Origin of the sequence: Sphaerotilus sulfidivorans, assembly GCF_013426975.1 — a bacterium.
Taxonomy (GTDB): Bacteria; Pseudomonadota; Gammaproteobacteria; order Burkholderiales; family Burkholderiaceae_C; genus Sphaerotilus; species Sphaerotilus sulfidivorans.
This window is the reverse complement of record NZ_JACCPY010000037.1, coordinates 22,694-37,150: the sequence shown is the minus strand read 5'-3', so window position 1 is coordinate 37,150 and position 14,457 is coordinate 22,694. Positions and strand designations below refer to the sequence as shown.

Sequence of the window (14,457 nt, the reverse complement as noted above, 5' to 3'; positions counted from 1 at the left end):
CCTGAAGGACCAACGAGACAAAGCCCTCCTCGCGACGCTGCTCTACCACGGGCTGCGTCGCGAGGAGTTATGCCGTCTGTCGGTGAAGGATGCCCAGCAGATGCGCCGCGGCGTGATGCACCTGCGTGTGCAGGGCAAAGGGGGCAAGACCCGCTATGTGCCGCTGCACCCGGCCGCCGGCATGCTGATCGCCGAGTACCTGGAAGGGGCAGGGCATGGGGCGGATGCGTCGGGGGCACTGTTCCGGGCACTGCGCGGCCGGCGCGACCAAGCCCCGGGCCTCACCCCCGATGCGGTCTATAAGATCGTGCGGGGCCACACCGCCGCCCTCGGCTTCGAGGTCGGCGCCCACGCCCTCAGGGCCACCGCCGCCACCAACGCCCTCGACCACCAGGCCGACATCGCCAAGGTCCAGGAGTGGCTCGGCCACGCCAACATCTCCACCACCCGCATCTATGACCGGCGCCAGTCGCGGCCCGAGGACTCGCCGACCTTCAAGGTGCGCTATTGACTCGCAGGACTACACGATTCTGCATGCTCATCGGGCTGGCTGGATGTCTGTAACCACCATCTTGCCGCCTTCGTTGACAACCATGAACTTGACCTTGTCCCCAGGCTTCACGTTGACCAGCAAGCGCTTGTCCCTGGCGGTGAACACCATGGTCATGCCGGGCATGTCCATGTGCTTGATGTCGCCATGCTTGAGGGTGATCTTTCCAGCTTCCATGTCAATCTTCTTCACCTCCCCATCTGTCATGGCTGCCTGCTGCGACATGTCCATCTTGCCTGGCTCCATCGCTGTCTGAGCGAAGCTGCTCATGGGTACGGCAACCCCCAAGGCAAGAGCGGAGATGGCGAAAATCTGTTTGAACGTGTTCATGGTTTCTTCACGAGTAAGAGTTGAAAACCTGGGCCGAGCCGTCCTTCTGGACCAGCAGCACCTGATAGGGATGACGCCGACCTCCATAAGCGGGCCCATCCATTCCGGGTGATCCAAGGGGCATGCTCGGCACTGCCAGACCCAGGGCGTCTGGCCGCTCCTTGAGCAGGCGCCGGATGTCCTCCGCCGGGACATGCCCTTCGATCACATAGCCCTGAACCAGCGCGGTGTGGCAGGAGCCATATTTCTGGGGCATCCCAAGCCGAACCCGGGCCGTGCTGTTGCCTTGATCGATGGCCGTCGCGGCAAAGCCATTCTTTTCGAGGTGCGTGATCCAGTCCTTGCAGCAGCCACAACTCGGGTCTTTCCAGACTTGAATGGTGACGGCAGTGGCGTTCGGCTTTTTGGCCAAGGCCAGCGGAGTCGCACTCAACGCGAGTGCTCTCAATAGCAGGATGCGCCGCTGCGGATTCAATGAAAGTACGGCCGGGTGCATGGACAGGAGTCCTGCTGGATGACGGGTTACTTCTTGGCGACCTTGACCGCGCCCTTCATGCCGGCTTCGTAGTGCCCAGGCATCAAGCAGGCGAAGTTGACCGCGCCAGCCTTGGTGAACTGCCAGACGATTTCACCTTGCTTGCCGGGGGCCAGCGAAACCTTGCTCGGCTCGTCGTGCTCCATGTCAGGAAACTTCTTCATCTGCTCCAGATGCTCCAGCAGTTCCTTTTCGGTGCCGAGGCTCAGCTCATGCTTGACCTTGCCGCTGTTCTTCACGATGAAGCGGACGGTTTCGCCTTGCTTGACCTGAATGTCCGACGGCGTGTAGCGCATGGTGTCGCTCATCTCGATGGTCACCGTGCGGGCCGCCTTGGCGGCCACGCCGGGCTTGCCGATGGCGGTTTCTGCCGCATCATGGCCACCCCCATGCGTGCCGCCGGCAAAGGCCGTGCTCGACAGAGCCAGTGCGGCGACGGTGATGAGTGGTTGCATGCGCGAAAGCTTGGAAAGCATCAAGGAATCTCCAGGGGTGGGGTGAAAGAAACTCAGTGGCCGCTGTGCGACGTGGGTTTGCGAACTTGAACTTCAGTGACCTTGGCCGGCGACTGGACGCGGGGCATGGACTGCCCCCCTTCGGCCTTGAAGCGCGCCGGCTCAGCCAGCGGACCGGTGTATTCGTGGGCCACGGTGCCCTCGGGGTGCTTGAACCAGCCCGGATCCTTGTAATCACCCGGCTTCTGGTCACGGCGCACCTTGAGGACACTGAACATGCCGCCCATCTCCACCGAGCCGAACGGCCCTTCCCCGGTCATCATCGGCGCGGTGTTGTCGGGGATGGGCATCTCCATCTCGGTCATGTCGGCCATGCCCCGCTCGCCCATCACCATGTACTCGGGGATCAGCTTGTTGATTTTCTTGGCCACCCCGCTGTGGTCCACACCGATCAGCGTCGGCACGTTGTGGCCCATGGCGTTCATCGTGTGGTGGCTCTTGTGGCAGTGGAACGCCCAGTCCCCTTCCTCATCCGCCAGAAAATCGATCTGGCGCATCTGACCGACGGCGATGTCGGCCGTCACCTCCGGCCACCGCGATGCCTTGGGTGTCGGCCCGCCATCGGTTCCTGTCACGGTGAATTCGTGACCATGGACGTGGATGGGGTGGTTCGTCATGGTCAGGTTGCCGATGCGGATGCGCACCTTGTCGTTCAGGCGCACATTCAGCGTGTCGATGCCCGGGAAGATGCGGCTGTTCCAGGACCAGAGGTTGAAGTCCGTCATCGTCATCGTCTTGGGCGTGTAGCTGCCCGGGTCGATGTCGTAGGCGTTGAGCAGGAAGCAGAAGTCCCGTTGCACCTCGTCGATCAGCGGGTGCCGGGCCTTCGGGTGGGTCACCCAGAAACCCATCATGCCCATGGCCATCTGCGTCATCTCGTCGGCATGCGGGTGGTACATGAAGGTGCCGGGGCGGCGTGCCACGAATTCGTAGACGAAGGTCTTGCCGGGCTGGATGGACGGCTGCGTCAGACCAGACACACCGTCCATGCCGCTGGGCAGGCGCTGGCCGTGCCAATGGACGCTGGTGTGCTCCGGCAGCTTGTTGGTGACGAAGATCCGTACCCGGTCGCCCTCGACCACCTCGATGGTCGGCCCCGGACTCTGGCCGTTGTAGCCCCACAGGTGGGCCTTGAAGCCGGGTGCCATCTCGCGCACCACCGGTTCGGCCACCAGGTGGAATTCCTTGACGCCCTGGTTCATGCGCCAGGGCAGCGTCCAGCCATTGAGCGTGACCACCGGGTTGTAGGGCATGCCGCTGTCGGGCACCAGCGGCGGCATGGTGTCGGGGCGGGTCTGGATCACCGGCTCGGGCAGTGCCGCCATCGCCACACGGCTTACAGCACTGACGGCCACGGCCCCGCCGGTCACACCGGCGTATCTGAAGAAATCTCGTCTGGATGTCATGGAACGGGTCTTTCCCTCAGTGACCAGCACCGCCCCCACTGGGCGCGCTGGCGTTCACGGACAGGGTGGTGTTGGTGGGGCGACCGATCAGCGAGGCTTGCAGCGCCGCGTCGGCCAACCAGAACTGCTGTTCCGCATCGATGGCCGCCATCACGGTGCTGACCTGGTCCCGTGAATCGGCCAGCAACTCGAACACCCCGATGAGCATCCCGTTGTAGCGAAGCAGGTTCTCTTCAGAGATGACCTTGCGCAGCGGCACGACCTCGTCGCGGTGATGGCGAGCGATGTCATAGGCGGTGCGATAGGCCGAGTAGCTCTCGCGCAGACTGGAAGCCGCCGTCCTGAGCGTTGCTTCCAGTTGGTTGGTGGCCGCCAGCGTGCGTGCGTTCATGGCGTCACGTTGCAGCCCGCCCCAGTCGAAGATCGGCAGACGCACGGCGATTTCGAATCCACGTGCCGTGGACTTGGTTCCCGATTCGTTGTCGAACCGAGTGTTGCGCCTTGCGGTCAATTCGATGTCCGTGAAGCTGGTGAAGGTGTTCAGCCCCTGCGCCTGAGCGGAGGTCTGAAGCTCCGCCTGCGCCAGGCGAATGTCCAGGCGACCACGGGTGGCGAGCGCCCCCACGGCATCGGGTTCCATTGCCTGCTTGGGCAGATCGGGCAGGCGCTCGGGCAGCCGGAGGGCCTGTGCCTGTGTTTCATCGAGCCCCAGCAGGCGCACCAGCTCTTCCCGGCTGGCCGTGGCCTGATGACCCGCCGTGGCGAGTCGGGTGGCGGCGTCGGCATAGAAGGCTTGTTCACGCGCCCGGTTGAGTCGGTTGAAGGTGCCGACAGACTGGAGGCGACGGGCGAGGTCCGCGCTGGCTTCGGCGCTGGCCAAGACCTGCTGGGCATAGGCGAACGTCTGCTGTGCCGTGACGGCGCGAACCCAGGCTTGGCGCACCTGCGTGATCTGGTCCACCACCTCGCTGGCAAGCCGCAGTTGCGACTGGTCGATCTGGCGACGGGCGATGCCTTGTCGGCTGGGCAAGGTCAGGAGATCCAGCAAACCGAAAGACAAGGCGCGTCCCAGCTCCAGCTCGCTACCAGCGACCATGCGCTCGAAACTGAACACCGGGTTGGCGATGCGCCCCACTTGCGCGGCATCCGCCGATTCAGCCCATCCCCGCGCCAGCAGGACTTGCAAGGACGGGCTGTTGACCAACGCCAGATGCACGGCCTCGCGCTGTGATAGAGGGGTTTTCAACAAGTCGGCTGCGGCCTGCGCGCGCTGGGCGCGCTCGCGGTCGGTGCGGGCCAGGGCCAGCCGTCCGTCGGTGAAGGACGCGGTCTCGTCATTGACCTTCGCCATCTGCTGTTCCAGGCTGACGCTGGCACAGCCGGACAGTGCGGCCAGGGCGACGGTGGACAACATCAGCCGACCACGAGCAACGTTCAGGGCAGGCTTCATGGCTTGCCACCCCCGTGGTGGGCACCGTGGGGCATCGGCGTGGCCGGTGCCTCTGCGGCGGGCGCTACACCCGAGGCTTTTTCCTTGGCATATACCTTCCAGCCCCCGATGCGTCCCACCCGGTCGTTGGCGTCGCGCCAGGGCTGGACGGGTTCATCCGCATAGCCTTGGTAACCACTCAGCGTGGAGGTGTACTGCAGCCTGGTCGGCATGGCCGGTTTGATAGGTACGGCAGGCGACTGCGCTGCGGCCGTGCCTGCCAGCAAGACCAACGCCCATGGCAGCAGGTCTTTGACAGCAACAGGATGGTTTGCGTTGGGCATGGGCTCCTCGGGGCTAATCTCGACACTTGTTGGAGGGGGATTCTGAAAACCCGTGGCCGTCAGGACGCTGTCGGCAAGATGACATTCCTGTCATCTGCAGGTCAGTCGCCCTGAAACTCTGCACACTGCACGCCATGCCACACAGCGGAGCGAGTGCGTGAAGATCCTGATCGTCGAGGACGAACCCAAGACCGGCGAGTATCTGCGCCAAGGACTGCGAGAGGCCGGGTTCGTGATGGACCTGGCGCAGGACGGGCTGGACGGACTGCACCTGGCGCTGCAGGGCGAGCACGATCTGGTGATCCTGGACGTGATGCTGCCCCGGATGGACGGCTGGCAAGTGCTGCAGTCCCTGCGCAAGCATGGGTTGCACATGCCCGTGCTGTTCCTGACCGCCCGCGATCAAGTCGAGGACCGGGTCAAAGGACTGGAGTTGGGCGCGGACGACTACCTGGTCAAACCCTTCTCCTTTGCGGAACTGCTGGCCCGGGTGCGCACCATTCTGCGCAGGGGGCGCAGCGGCACTGAACCCACCACATTGCGCGTGGCGGATCTGGAGCTGGACCTGCTGCGCCGCCGCGTCTCGCGCAATGGCCGGCGCATCGACCTGACGGCCAAGGAATTCGGCCTGCTGGAGTTGCTCATGCGGCGACAAGGCGAGGTGCTCCCCCGCTCTCTGATCGCGTCACAGGTCTGGGACATGAACTTCGACAGCGACACCAACGTCATTGAGGTGGCGATGCGCCGCCTGCGCCTCAAGATCGATGAGGGGCAGGATCGCAAGCTGATCCAGACCGTGCGCGGCATGGGCTACGTGCTGGAAATACCGGAGACCCCCTGAGTGTTTCGATCGTTCTCGCTTACGAGCCGACTGACCCTCTTCTTCACGATGGCGGCGGCAGCCATCGTGCTGGGCCTGGGGGTGTTGTTCATGGTCCTGACGGAGCGGCATTTCGTGGATCTGGACCGATCCTCCCTTCAGGACAAGCAGCACCTGATCGAGGAGATCCTGACCACCGCCAACTCCATCGACGATGCCCGGTGGCGATTGGGTGAGGCATTGGGCAACCACCATGGCCTGTATGCCCTCGTCGAATCCAGGCGAGGAGGCACCATTTTCAGATCCAATGGATTTCAGCCGCCTGAGTCGTTGTCAGAGGTGAACCCTGCTGGTATTCAACCAGTCATTCAAGACTGGCGTGACAAAGACCGTGAATTCCGCAGCCTGCGATTCCAGGCCAATCTGGCCGATTCCTCGTCCGAAAGACTCGATGTTCTGGTCGCCATCGACACGATCCACCACACGCATTTCATGACCCAGTTGCGACACACCCTTGTGTTTTATGCGGTACTGGCCGTCGGCGTCAGTGGCCTGCTGGGCTGGTTTGCCGCCTACCAAGGTTTGACGCCTTTGCGGGCAATGAAAGCCCGCGCTTCTGTGGTCACGGGCCAGCAACTCAGCCAGCGCATGCCCATCGACGCTGTTCCCATCGAAATGGCCGACCTTGCCCGGGAACTCAACCAGATGCTGGATCGCCTGCAGGAAGATTTCCGGCGACTGTCAGAGTTCTCTTCCGATCTGGCACATGAACTCCGCACCCCCATCAGCAACCTCCTGACGCAGACACAGGTGGCCTTGTCCGCCAAGCGTGATGCCGAAACCTATCGCGATATCCTGGAGTCCAACGCAGAGGAGTTCCAGCGTCTCGCCCGCATGGTCTCGGACATGCTTTTCCTGGCCAAGACCGAACGGGGTGTGGACCTGCCTCACAAGGAGCCGTTTTCGGCTGCCCGGGATGCACAGGCTTTGCTGGAATTTTACGAAGCCGTAGCGGAAGAAAAGGGCATCACGCTGAGCTTGCACGGCGAAGGTGCCATCTTGGGAGATCGCCTGATGTTCCGCAGGGCACTCAGCAATCTGCTGTCCAATGCCCTGCGTCACGCCCATCATCGAAGCACGGTGGTGGTCAAAGTCGGTGAGACCGTCGAGGGCACGCTCGTGTCGGTAGAAAACTCGGGTGACCGCATCGATCCAGCCGTACTTCCGCGTCTCTTTGATCGGTTCTACCGAGCCGATCCGTCACGGACCCACCCGGAATCCGAGGGCGCCGGCCTGGGCTTGCCCATCACCCGCGCCATCGTGCAGGCCCACGGGGGAGCAGTCGATGCCCAGTCCCAGAACGGGCTCACGGTGTTCCGCATGCTCTTCCCAAGACAGGTGCCATCACGGACCTGAGGATGGCAAGTGGCTGAGTCAGGAAGGATGGCGCCGTGACGACCAGGTTCTGAAATTCGCCTTCACGGAACCAACACCCTCGATATTCTTGGCTGTGGCGATGACTTTGCGGTCGTCATCCGCATGCTGCAGCCAGCCCGACAGGACAATGTCGCCGTTCTGGGCTTCGACGCGAACCTCGGTCAGGCCCTTCTCCAGGACGCCACTGTCTTTCAGTTGCGACTCCACTTTTTGTGCCAACGCCAAGTCGGCCGCACTGGGTTGAACATGTGTCTTGGCATAGACTGAAGACGCCCCCACTGAAATTGCCATGATGGCTGCTGCCATGAATTTTCCGGTCGTGATGTTCATCATTGACTCCATTGAGCAAGGTAACGAAATAGCTAGAGAAAGATCGAACCCTAGCCAGGGAACACTGAATCAATACAGGTATCAGTGCTTGATCAGCAATACATCCAAGCGAGCCACTTCATTGCTGCTCATGGTTATTTTGCTGCCATCGGCCGTTTCAATCATCTTGCCGATTTCCACGGAAACTGCACGGCCGTACTTGTCTCCGACTGCCATTTTCCCATCCTTGAATACATAAATCGTCCCGCCATCCCGCATCGGCATCAATTTTCCGGCTGCTGCTGTAGCAGCGTCAGATGCAAACGATGGAACAGCCACTGCACTCAGGACAACGGCAGCAAAAGCGACAACAATTCGAATATTCATGACAACTCCTTTAGCAAGAAACACTGCTTGAAAAACACGTTGCTTAACAACACAGGGGTTATTCTGAAGCAAGTCTCCTGACAGGAGACTGTGATTACGGTGACATTTTTGTCAGGTCCGAATACTAGATGGCACGTCTTGAAACACCCTTTGAGCGACATACAAGCCTCCCGCAGAGACGTGCGAGCACCCCGCGTCAGGCGTGAAAGAGCACTAGATGGTGCGAGAGTTTTCAGTCTTCGAACTGCACAGCGGTCGAGTTGATCTAGAACAAATTGACCATTGCCCCGGCGCATAGACTGAGACTGTCCAAACCGCTTCCCCATGTACACAACGCTCCTCCCTCGCCACCGCTTGCGCCGCCTTGTCTGGGTGACGCTGGTGGCGTGGCTGTTTGCGCTTTCCGTTGGTGTGTTGAACGCCTGTGTGCTCACACCACGGGTTTCCGACGGGCATGGAGTCGTCGCAGTAGGTGACAGCTCCGTCGCCCAGCACGGCCACAACGACGCCAATGCCAAGACCAGTTGCCTGAAGTTCTGTGCGGATGAGTCTTCGGCATTGTCGAAGACCCAGGGGGTTGCACCGGATCTTGGCGTGCCGCTGCTCCTGGTGTTGTCCGCATGGCAGCCAGTCGTTCCGGTCATTGCCATTGGAATCCGGCAGTTTTTTGACCGCCCCATGCCCCATGGGCCACCGCTGGTCATCCGTTTCCTGCGTCTGACTCTGTAGTTCCTCCAGCCAAGCGGCCAGTCTGCGGGATGCACTCCCGTGACTGGTCGCTTGCGCGTCTTCTGCCTTCTGTTGGCCCCCGCCGCAGCTTGGCCTTTCCACCCCCTCCCCCGTTTTCCTTGCTCATTCACGAGCGTCACCCTTGATCAGGAGATCACCATGTCCGTCGTGCAAAAACTTGCGTTTGTGTCTGTCGCTTCCATCCTTGCCGCCTCTCTGGGCGCAGCGGCTGCCACGCCCCCAAAGGCGGACGAACATGCCGCGCATCACCCGGCGGCGGCCGCCTCCGCGCCTAAGCCGGCTGCAGGCGACCGCGTGAAGGCCATGCGCGAGATGCGCGACAAGATGGCCAGCGCGAAGACCCCGGCAGAGCGCCAGGCCCTCATGGCCGATCACATGAAGGCCATGCAGGAGGGCATGCAGTCGATGAAGGACATGTCCGGCATGGCTGGCATGGGCGGCATGGCAGGAACCGGCAAAGGCGCCATGCCAGCCGACATGGCCAAGCACCGGCAGAGCATGGAAGACCGCATGGCCATGATGCAGACCATGATGGAAATGATGATGCAGCGCATGCCAGCCGCTGAAGCAGACAGCAAGTAAGCCACCGTTGTCCGGAAGGAGCCGAACATGAATGATCTCGACCTTCGCGATACCCCGCCACCGTTCTGGCGCTCGCGCCTCGGCCTGGGGTGGCTGGCACTGGCGGCCGTGGCCGGCTGGTTCCTGTTGACCGAGCACCGAGCCCATCTGTTCGGTGCCTTGCCCTGGCTGGTGCTGCTGGCCTGTCCGCTGATGCATGTGTTCATGCATGGCAGGCACCACCACGGCCGTCATGGACACGGCCCTTCAGCCGACCGCGCTCCAGCGGCTGGTCGATCCACATCAGATCCGTCGGGAGATTCGCGATGAATGGCAGTTCGGCTTATGGCCTGTGGAGTCTGGTTGTCCTGAATTCGGGTGTCTTCCTGATGTTCGCATTCAGTTTCTTCAAGCCCCAGACGACACGCGATTGGCGCACCTTTGGCGCCTTCGCCGCCTTCATCGTCGCGCTGTTCGCCGAGATGTACGGCTTTCCGCTGACGATCTATCTGTTGTCCGGCTGGTTGCAGACACGTTATCCGGGCCTCGACCTCCTGTCGCACAACGCAGGCCACCTCTGGTCCACGCTGCTGGGCGACAGCGGGCTGGGCGGTGATCCGCATTTCGGTGTGTTCCATCTGCTCAGTTTTGCCTTCATCGGCAGTGGCTTCTGGCTGCTGTCGAATGCCTGGAACGTGCTTTACCACGCACAGCGCCGACAGGCACTGGCAACCCAAGGACCCTACGCGCGCATCCGGCATCCACAGTACGTCGCCTTCGTGCTGGTGTTGCTGGGGTTCCTGCTGCAGTGGCCCACGCTGCTGACCTTGCTGATGTTTCCGGTCTTGCTGGTGATGTACGGGCGGCTGGCCGTGACCGAGGAGCGTGAGATGCAGACCCGATTCGGCGCGGCTTTCGAGCACTACGCAGCGCAGACGCCGCGCTTCATTCCCCGCCTGACCTCCCGGTCGGTGTCGATTTGATCAGGAGAACATTGCATGTTTGACCTTTCTCGCAGACAGTTCATCGGCAGCCTGAGCGCGCTGGGCGCAGCAGGCGCTGCACCCGGCATGGCCTTTTCTGCCGTCCGCAAAACCACCCAGGCAGCCTCTGCAGAATCAGCGGCTGCCGTGTCGGCACTGGAGAAAGCGGCCGCCGGTTTTGGCAATCCGCTACGCCTGCCAGGAACGAGTGGCCTCTATGGCGTCCTGCCCGCGTCCGAGTTCCGCGAGGTTCACGTGGTCCGCACGGAGATCGAGGTGTTGCCGGGCCAGCGCACGCCGTACCTGGCCTACGCCGTCGAATCGGGTGGCAAGCAGTTCCTGAACCCGGCGCTGCTGGCGCGCCGTGGGGACGAGATGCGCGTGCGCCTGGTCAACGACCTCGACGAACCCACCGTGATCCACTGGCACGGCCTGAGCCTCGACGCACGCAACGACGGCAACGGCATGACCGTGGTCGAGCCGGGCAAGTCGCTGGACTACGCATTTCAACTGCGCGATCGCGCCTCGATGTACTGGTACCACCCGCACGCCCATGGCTTCATTGCCAAGCAGGCGTACCACGGTCTGGCCAGCCTGCTGTTCATTGATGACGACGAGGAAACGGCACTGCGGCGTGAGCTGGATCTGGCACTGGGCGAGACCGAGATCCCGCTCGTGCTGCAGGACCGCCAGTTCGACGCACAAGGCCGGCTGCAGTACGTCCCGACCGCCACTGATCTGGCAGCCGGCTGGGTCGGCGAGCGCCTGCTCGTCAACCTGACTGAGCGGCCGTTCATTCAGGCCGGGCGCCGCATCGTGCGCTTTCGCATCCTGAACGGCTCGAATGCACGCACCTACCGGCTCGCCTTCCTTCAGGGCGGGCGCCGGCTGGGCTTCTTTCTCGCCGGCACCGACGGTGGTCTGCTGGCCGCCCCACAGCGCATCGACGAGAGTTTCATTTCACCAGGACAGCGGCTTGATGTGCTCGTCGATCTGCGCGAGGTCAGCGAAGGCCAGGCAGTCACGCTCGCCTCGCTGGCCTTCGATCCGATGCATGCTGAAGGTGCCGGCAGCCATGGTGGTCACGACGCTGGCGCGATGGAAGGCATGGCAGACATGGCCGGCATGGACCACAGCAAAATGGCCATGCCGGCGGCATCGAAGGCCAACATGGCGATGGACGGTGACGCGCACGCCTTGCTGCGCATCGATGTCAAAGCGTCACCGGCCTACAGCCGCAAGATCCCGGCCGTGCTGTCTGCCTTGCCTGCCGCCGTGGCGCCCAAGGGTGCGCCGCGCCGCATGAAGCTCGCGCTCGACGTCAAGGGCCACTGGACGATCAACGGCTGGACCTTCGATCCGAAAGTGGTGCCGGTCACGGTCAGGCGTGGCACCGCCGAAACCTGGCTGATCGAGAACGCGCGCCGCAGCATGCCGCACCCGATGCATCTGCACGGGTTCAAGTTCAGGGTGCTCGAACGGCTCGGCAGCCCGGCCCAGGTGCATGCCCTGGCGGGTGCCAAGGGCCTGCTGGCGCAGGACCGGGGGATGCTCGACACAGTGCATGTCTGGCCCGGTGAATCGGTGCGCATCGCGCTCGACTTCTCACATCCGTTCGCGGGCGACCAGGACTACGTGTTCCATTGCCACAACCTGGAGCACGAAGAGGCCGGCATGATGATCCGGTATGCCGTGAAAGGCTGACCATGGACCACGACCACGCCAGCCATGGCCATCTCGATCCGAAGATGCCCGCCACCGCGGAGGTGCTGAAGGATCCGGTCTGCGGCATGACGGTAACAGCGCAGTCGCCGCACCATCTGGAACACGCCGGGAGGCCGTACTACTTCTGCGGCGCCAAGTGTCTGGCGAAGTTCACGGCGGAGCCGGCGAAGTTCGTCCAGACCGGCGCCGTGGCACCGCACGCTTCACTTGCGGCGGCACCCATCACTGCAGCACTCGCGCCGGAAGTCCTGGCGGGCGCGGTCTACACCTGCCCGATGCACCCGGAGATCCGCCAGAACCGACCCGGCAATTGCCCCAAGTGCGGCATGACGCTGGAGCCGGTGCTGCCGGAACTGGAGGAAACCGGGAATCCTGAGCTGATGGATTTCCAGCGTCGCTTCTGGTGGACATTGCCGCTGACGGTGGTCGTCGCCGTGCTGGCCATGTTCGGCCATCGTCTGGGCTGGTTCGACATGGCACGCCAGAGCTGGATCGAGTTGGCTCTCACGCTGCCGACCGTCCTCTGGGCCGGCGCGCCCTTCTTCGTGCGCGGGGCGCAGTCGATCGTCAACCGCAGCCCGAACATGTGGACCCTGATCGGGCTCGGGACCGGCGCGGCTTTTGTCTACAGCCTGGTTGCCACCATCGCGCCGCAGGTCTTTCCGGCGTCCTTCGTCTCCATGGGCCGGGTGGCGGTGTACTTCGAGGCGGCGGCGGTGATCATCTCGCTGACGCTGCTCGGCCAGATCCTGGAGTTGAAGGCGCGCTCGCAGACCTCGGCGGCGATCAGGTCGCTGCTCGGCCTTGCCCCGAAGACTGCGCGGCGGATCGCGACCGATGGCAGTGAGTCGGATATTCCGTTGTCCAATGTCCATGTCGGCGACCTGCTGCGGGTACGCCCTGGTGAGAAGGTGCCCGTCGATGGCATCGTCGTCGAAGGCAGCAGCGCCCTGGACGAATCGATGTTGACGGGCGAGCCGCTGCCGGTCACCAAGCGTGTCGGCGACAAGCTCATCGGCGCGACGATGAACACCAGCGGCGCGTTGGTCATGCGCTCGGAGCATGTGGGATCTTCTACCGTGCTCGCGCAGATCGTGCAGATGGTCGCCATGGCACAGCGCTCGCGGGCGCCGATGCAGCGCATGGCCGACACGGTGGCCGGTTACTTTGTCATGGCCGTGGTCAGCGTTGCGCTGCTGACCTTCTTCGGCTGGGGACTCTTCGGCCCAACGCTCCAGGCGTCGAGCTGGGCCTATGGCCTGATCAATGCGGTGGCGGTACTGATCATCGCCTGCCCCTGCGCGCTGGGCCTGGCCACGCCGATGTCGATCATGGTGGCCACCGGGCGCGGCGCCACCAGCGGCGTGCTGTTTCGGGATGCCGCGGCGATCGAGAACCTGCGCAAGGTGAACACGCTGATCGTGGACAAGACGGGCACGCTCACCGAGGGGCGTCCAACCTTCGAGTGTGCGGTAGGCACCACCGGCTTCACCGAGGACGAAGTCCTGCGGCTGGCGGCCAGTCTGGACCAAGGCAGCGAACATCCGCTGGCGGCTGCGATCGTGGCGGCGGCACACGACCGTGGACTACGCCTCGACAAACCGGAGCAGTTCGATTCGAACTCCGGCATCGGTGTACGCGGCAGCGTGGCGGGCAAGGGGCTTGCGCTGGGCAATACGATCCTGATGCAGCAACTCGGAGTCGAGGTCGCCGGGTTGGTGGAGCAGGCGCAAGCCTGGCGGTTGCAAGGATCGAGCGTGATGTACCTGGCGGTGAACGGGCAGCTCGCCGGGCTGCTGGCCGTGTCCGACCCCATCAAGGCAACCACCCCGGATGCGCTGGCTGCTTTGCGCAACAACGGCCTGCGCATCATAATGGCCACAGGGGATGGCCTTGCCACGGCACGCGCCATCGGCCAGCGGCTGGGCATCGACGAGGTGCATGGCGAGGTCCGGCCAGCGGACAAGCTCAAGCTCGTGGAGAGCTTGCAGGCCGAGGGCTGTGTCGTCGCGATGGCCGGTGATGGCATCAACGACGCACCGGCGCTGGCACGCGCCGACGTGGGCATTGCGATGGGCACCGGTACCGACGTGGCGATGAACAGCGCCCAGATCACGCTCGTCAAGGGCGACCTGCGCGGCATCGCAGTGGCCCGCACGCTGTCCGTGGCGACAGTGGCGAACATGAAGCAGAACCTGGCTTTCGCCTTTGTCTACAACGCCCTCGGCGTGCCGCTGGCCGCCGGTGTGCTGTACCCGTTCACGGGCTGGCTGCTGTCGCCCATGATCGCCGCCCTGGCGATGAGTCTGAGTTCAGCATCGGTGATCAGCAATGCCTTGCGTCTACGTGGTGCGGCCATCCGTCAAGGTTGATCCG

Annotated in this window: 17 protein-coding genes; 9 read left to right on the top strand and 8 right to left on the bottom strand. The window is 63.2% G+C overall.

All coding sequences use genetic code 11. From position 1 onward, the window contains the following. Positions 1 to 511: tyrosine-type recombinase/integrase (locus tag HZU84_RS17095; RefSeq protein ID WP_180693030.1), on the top strand; the 511-nt coding region annotated here is incomplete at its 5' end. A 27-nt stretch (positions 512 to 538) separates the two neighbouring features. Here the strand turns inward: HZU84_RS17095 and HZU84_RS17090 are convergent. The 6 genes from HZU84_RS17090 to HZU84_RS17065 are packed head-to-tail and all read right to left on the bottom strand — an operon-like array spanning position 539 to position 5,109. Beyond that, entirely contained in the window at positions 539 to 880 is a 342-nt protein-coding gene (locus tag HZU84_RS17090) for a copper-binding protein (protein ID WP_180693029.1), read from the bottom strand. A 7-nt stretch (positions 881 to 887) separates the two neighbouring features. Beyond that, a complete protein-coding gene (locus HZU84_RS17085; protein ID WP_180693028.1) occupies positions 888 to 1,376 on the bottom strand; it encodes a DUF411 domain-containing protein in 489 nt (162 codons plus the stop codon). 26 nt (positions 1,377 to 1,402) lie between these two features. Beyond that, positions 1,403 to 1,891, bottom strand: coding sequence for a cupredoxin domain-containing protein (locus tag HZU84_RS17080; protein ID WP_180693027.1), 489 nt, complete (start codon positions 1,889 to 1,891; stop codon positions 1,403 to 1,405). Between the two features lie 32 nt (positions 1,892 to 1,923). Then, positions 1,924 to 3,336 carry a multicopper oxidase domain-containing protein gene (locus tag HZU84_RS17075; RefSeq protein ID WP_180693026.1) on the bottom strand — a complete coding sequence of 471 codons (1,413 nt, stop codon included), beginning with the start codon at positions 3,334 to 3,336 and terminating at the stop codon, positions 1,924 to 1,926. A gap of 16 nt (positions 3,337 to 3,352) precedes the next feature. Beyond that, positions 3,353 to 4,786 (bottom strand): TolC family protein, encoded by a 1,434-nt coding sequence (locus HZU84_RS17070; protein ID WP_246607835.1) that lies wholly within the window; start codon positions 4,784 to 4,786, stop codon positions 3,353 to 3,355. Next, complete coding sequence (locus HZU84_RS17065) at positions 4,783 to 5,109, bottom strand: hypothetical protein (RefSeq protein ID WP_246607837.1); 327 nt, start codon at positions 5,107 to 5,109, stop codon at positions 4,783 to 4,785. Before HZU84_RS17065 ends, HZU84_RS17070 begins: the two co-directional genes overlap by 4 nt. Positions 5,110 to 5,266: 157 nt before the next feature. Between HZU84_RS17065 and HZU84_RS17060 the strand changes: the two genes are divergently transcribed. Then, positions 5,267 to 5,950, top strand: coding sequence for a heavy metal response regulator transcription factor (locus tag HZU84_RS17060; RefSeq protein ID WP_180693025.1), 684 nt, complete (start codon positions 5,267 to 5,269; stop codon positions 5,948 to 5,950). Beyond that, complete coding sequence (locus tag HZU84_RS17055) at positions 5,951 to 7,345, top strand: heavy metal sensor histidine kinase (protein WP_180693024.1); 1,395 nt, start codon at positions 5,951 to 5,953, stop codon at positions 7,343 to 7,345. 18 nt (positions 7,346 to 7,363) lie between these two features. Here HZU84_RS17055 and HZU84_RS17050 read toward each other — a convergent pair whose 3' ends face one another. Together HZU84_RS17050 and HZU84_RS17045 are read right to left on the bottom strand one after the other, a co-directional pair. Further along, the gene (locus HZU84_RS17050) at positions 7,364 to 7,696 is read right to left on the bottom strand and encodes a BON domain-containing protein (RefSeq protein WP_180693023.1); all 333 of its coding nucleotides are present in this window, start codon (positions 7,694 to 7,696) and stop codon (positions 7,364 to 7,366) included. Positions 7,697 to 7,777: 81 nt separating this feature from the next. Then, positions 7,778 to 8,062, bottom strand: coding sequence for a CopK family periplasmic copper-binding protein (locus tag HZU84_RS17045; RefSeq protein WP_149505445.1), 285 nt, complete (start codon positions 8,060 to 8,062; stop codon positions 7,778 to 7,780). A gap of 324 nt (positions 8,063 to 8,386) precedes the next feature. Here HZU84_RS17045 and HZU84_RS17040 point away from each other — a divergent pair, with 324 nt between their 5' ends. The 6 genes from HZU84_RS17040 to HZU84_RS17015 all read left to right on the top strand — a co-directional run bounded on the left by HZU84_RS17040 (position 8,387) and on the right by HZU84_RS17015 (position 14,453). Beyond that, a complete protein-coding gene (locus HZU84_RS17040) occupies positions 8,387 to 8,791 on the top strand; it encodes a hypothetical protein (RefSeq protein WP_149505446.1) in 405 nt (134 codons plus the stop codon). Positions 8,792 to 8,950: 159 nt separating this feature from the next. Beyond that, a complete protein-coding gene (locus HZU84_RS17035; protein WP_149505447.1) occupies positions 8,951 to 9,394 on the top strand; it encodes a hypothetical protein in 444 nt (147 codons plus the stop codon). A 27-nt stretch (positions 9,395 to 9,421) separates the two neighbouring features. Beyond that, entirely contained in the window at positions 9,422 to 9,703 is a 282-nt protein-coding gene (locus HZU84_RS17030; protein ID WP_149505448.1) for a DUF2933 domain-containing protein, read from the top strand. Next, positions 9,700 to 10,356: a methyltransferase family protein gene (locus HZU84_RS17025; RefSeq protein WP_149505449.1), complete on the top strand. Its 657-nt coding sequence runs from the start codon at positions 9,700 to 9,702 to the stop codon at positions 10,354 to 10,356. The genes HZU84_RS17030 and HZU84_RS17025 overlap by 4 nt, the downstream gene beginning before the upstream one ends. 15 nt (positions 10,357 to 10,371) lie before the next feature. Then, positions 10,372 to 12,060, top strand: coding sequence for a multicopper oxidase family protein (locus HZU84_RS17020; protein ID WP_149505450.1), 1,689 nt, complete (start codon positions 10,372 to 10,374; stop codon positions 12,058 to 12,060). Between the two features lie 2 nt (positions 12,061 to 12,062). Continuing rightward, positions 12,063 to 14,453 (top strand): heavy metal translocating P-type ATPase, encoded by a 2,391-nt coding sequence (locus HZU84_RS17015; RefSeq protein WP_180693022.1) that lies wholly within the window; start codon positions 12,063 to 12,065, stop codon positions 14,451 to 14,453. Positions 14,454 to 14,457 lie beyond the last annotated feature (4 nt).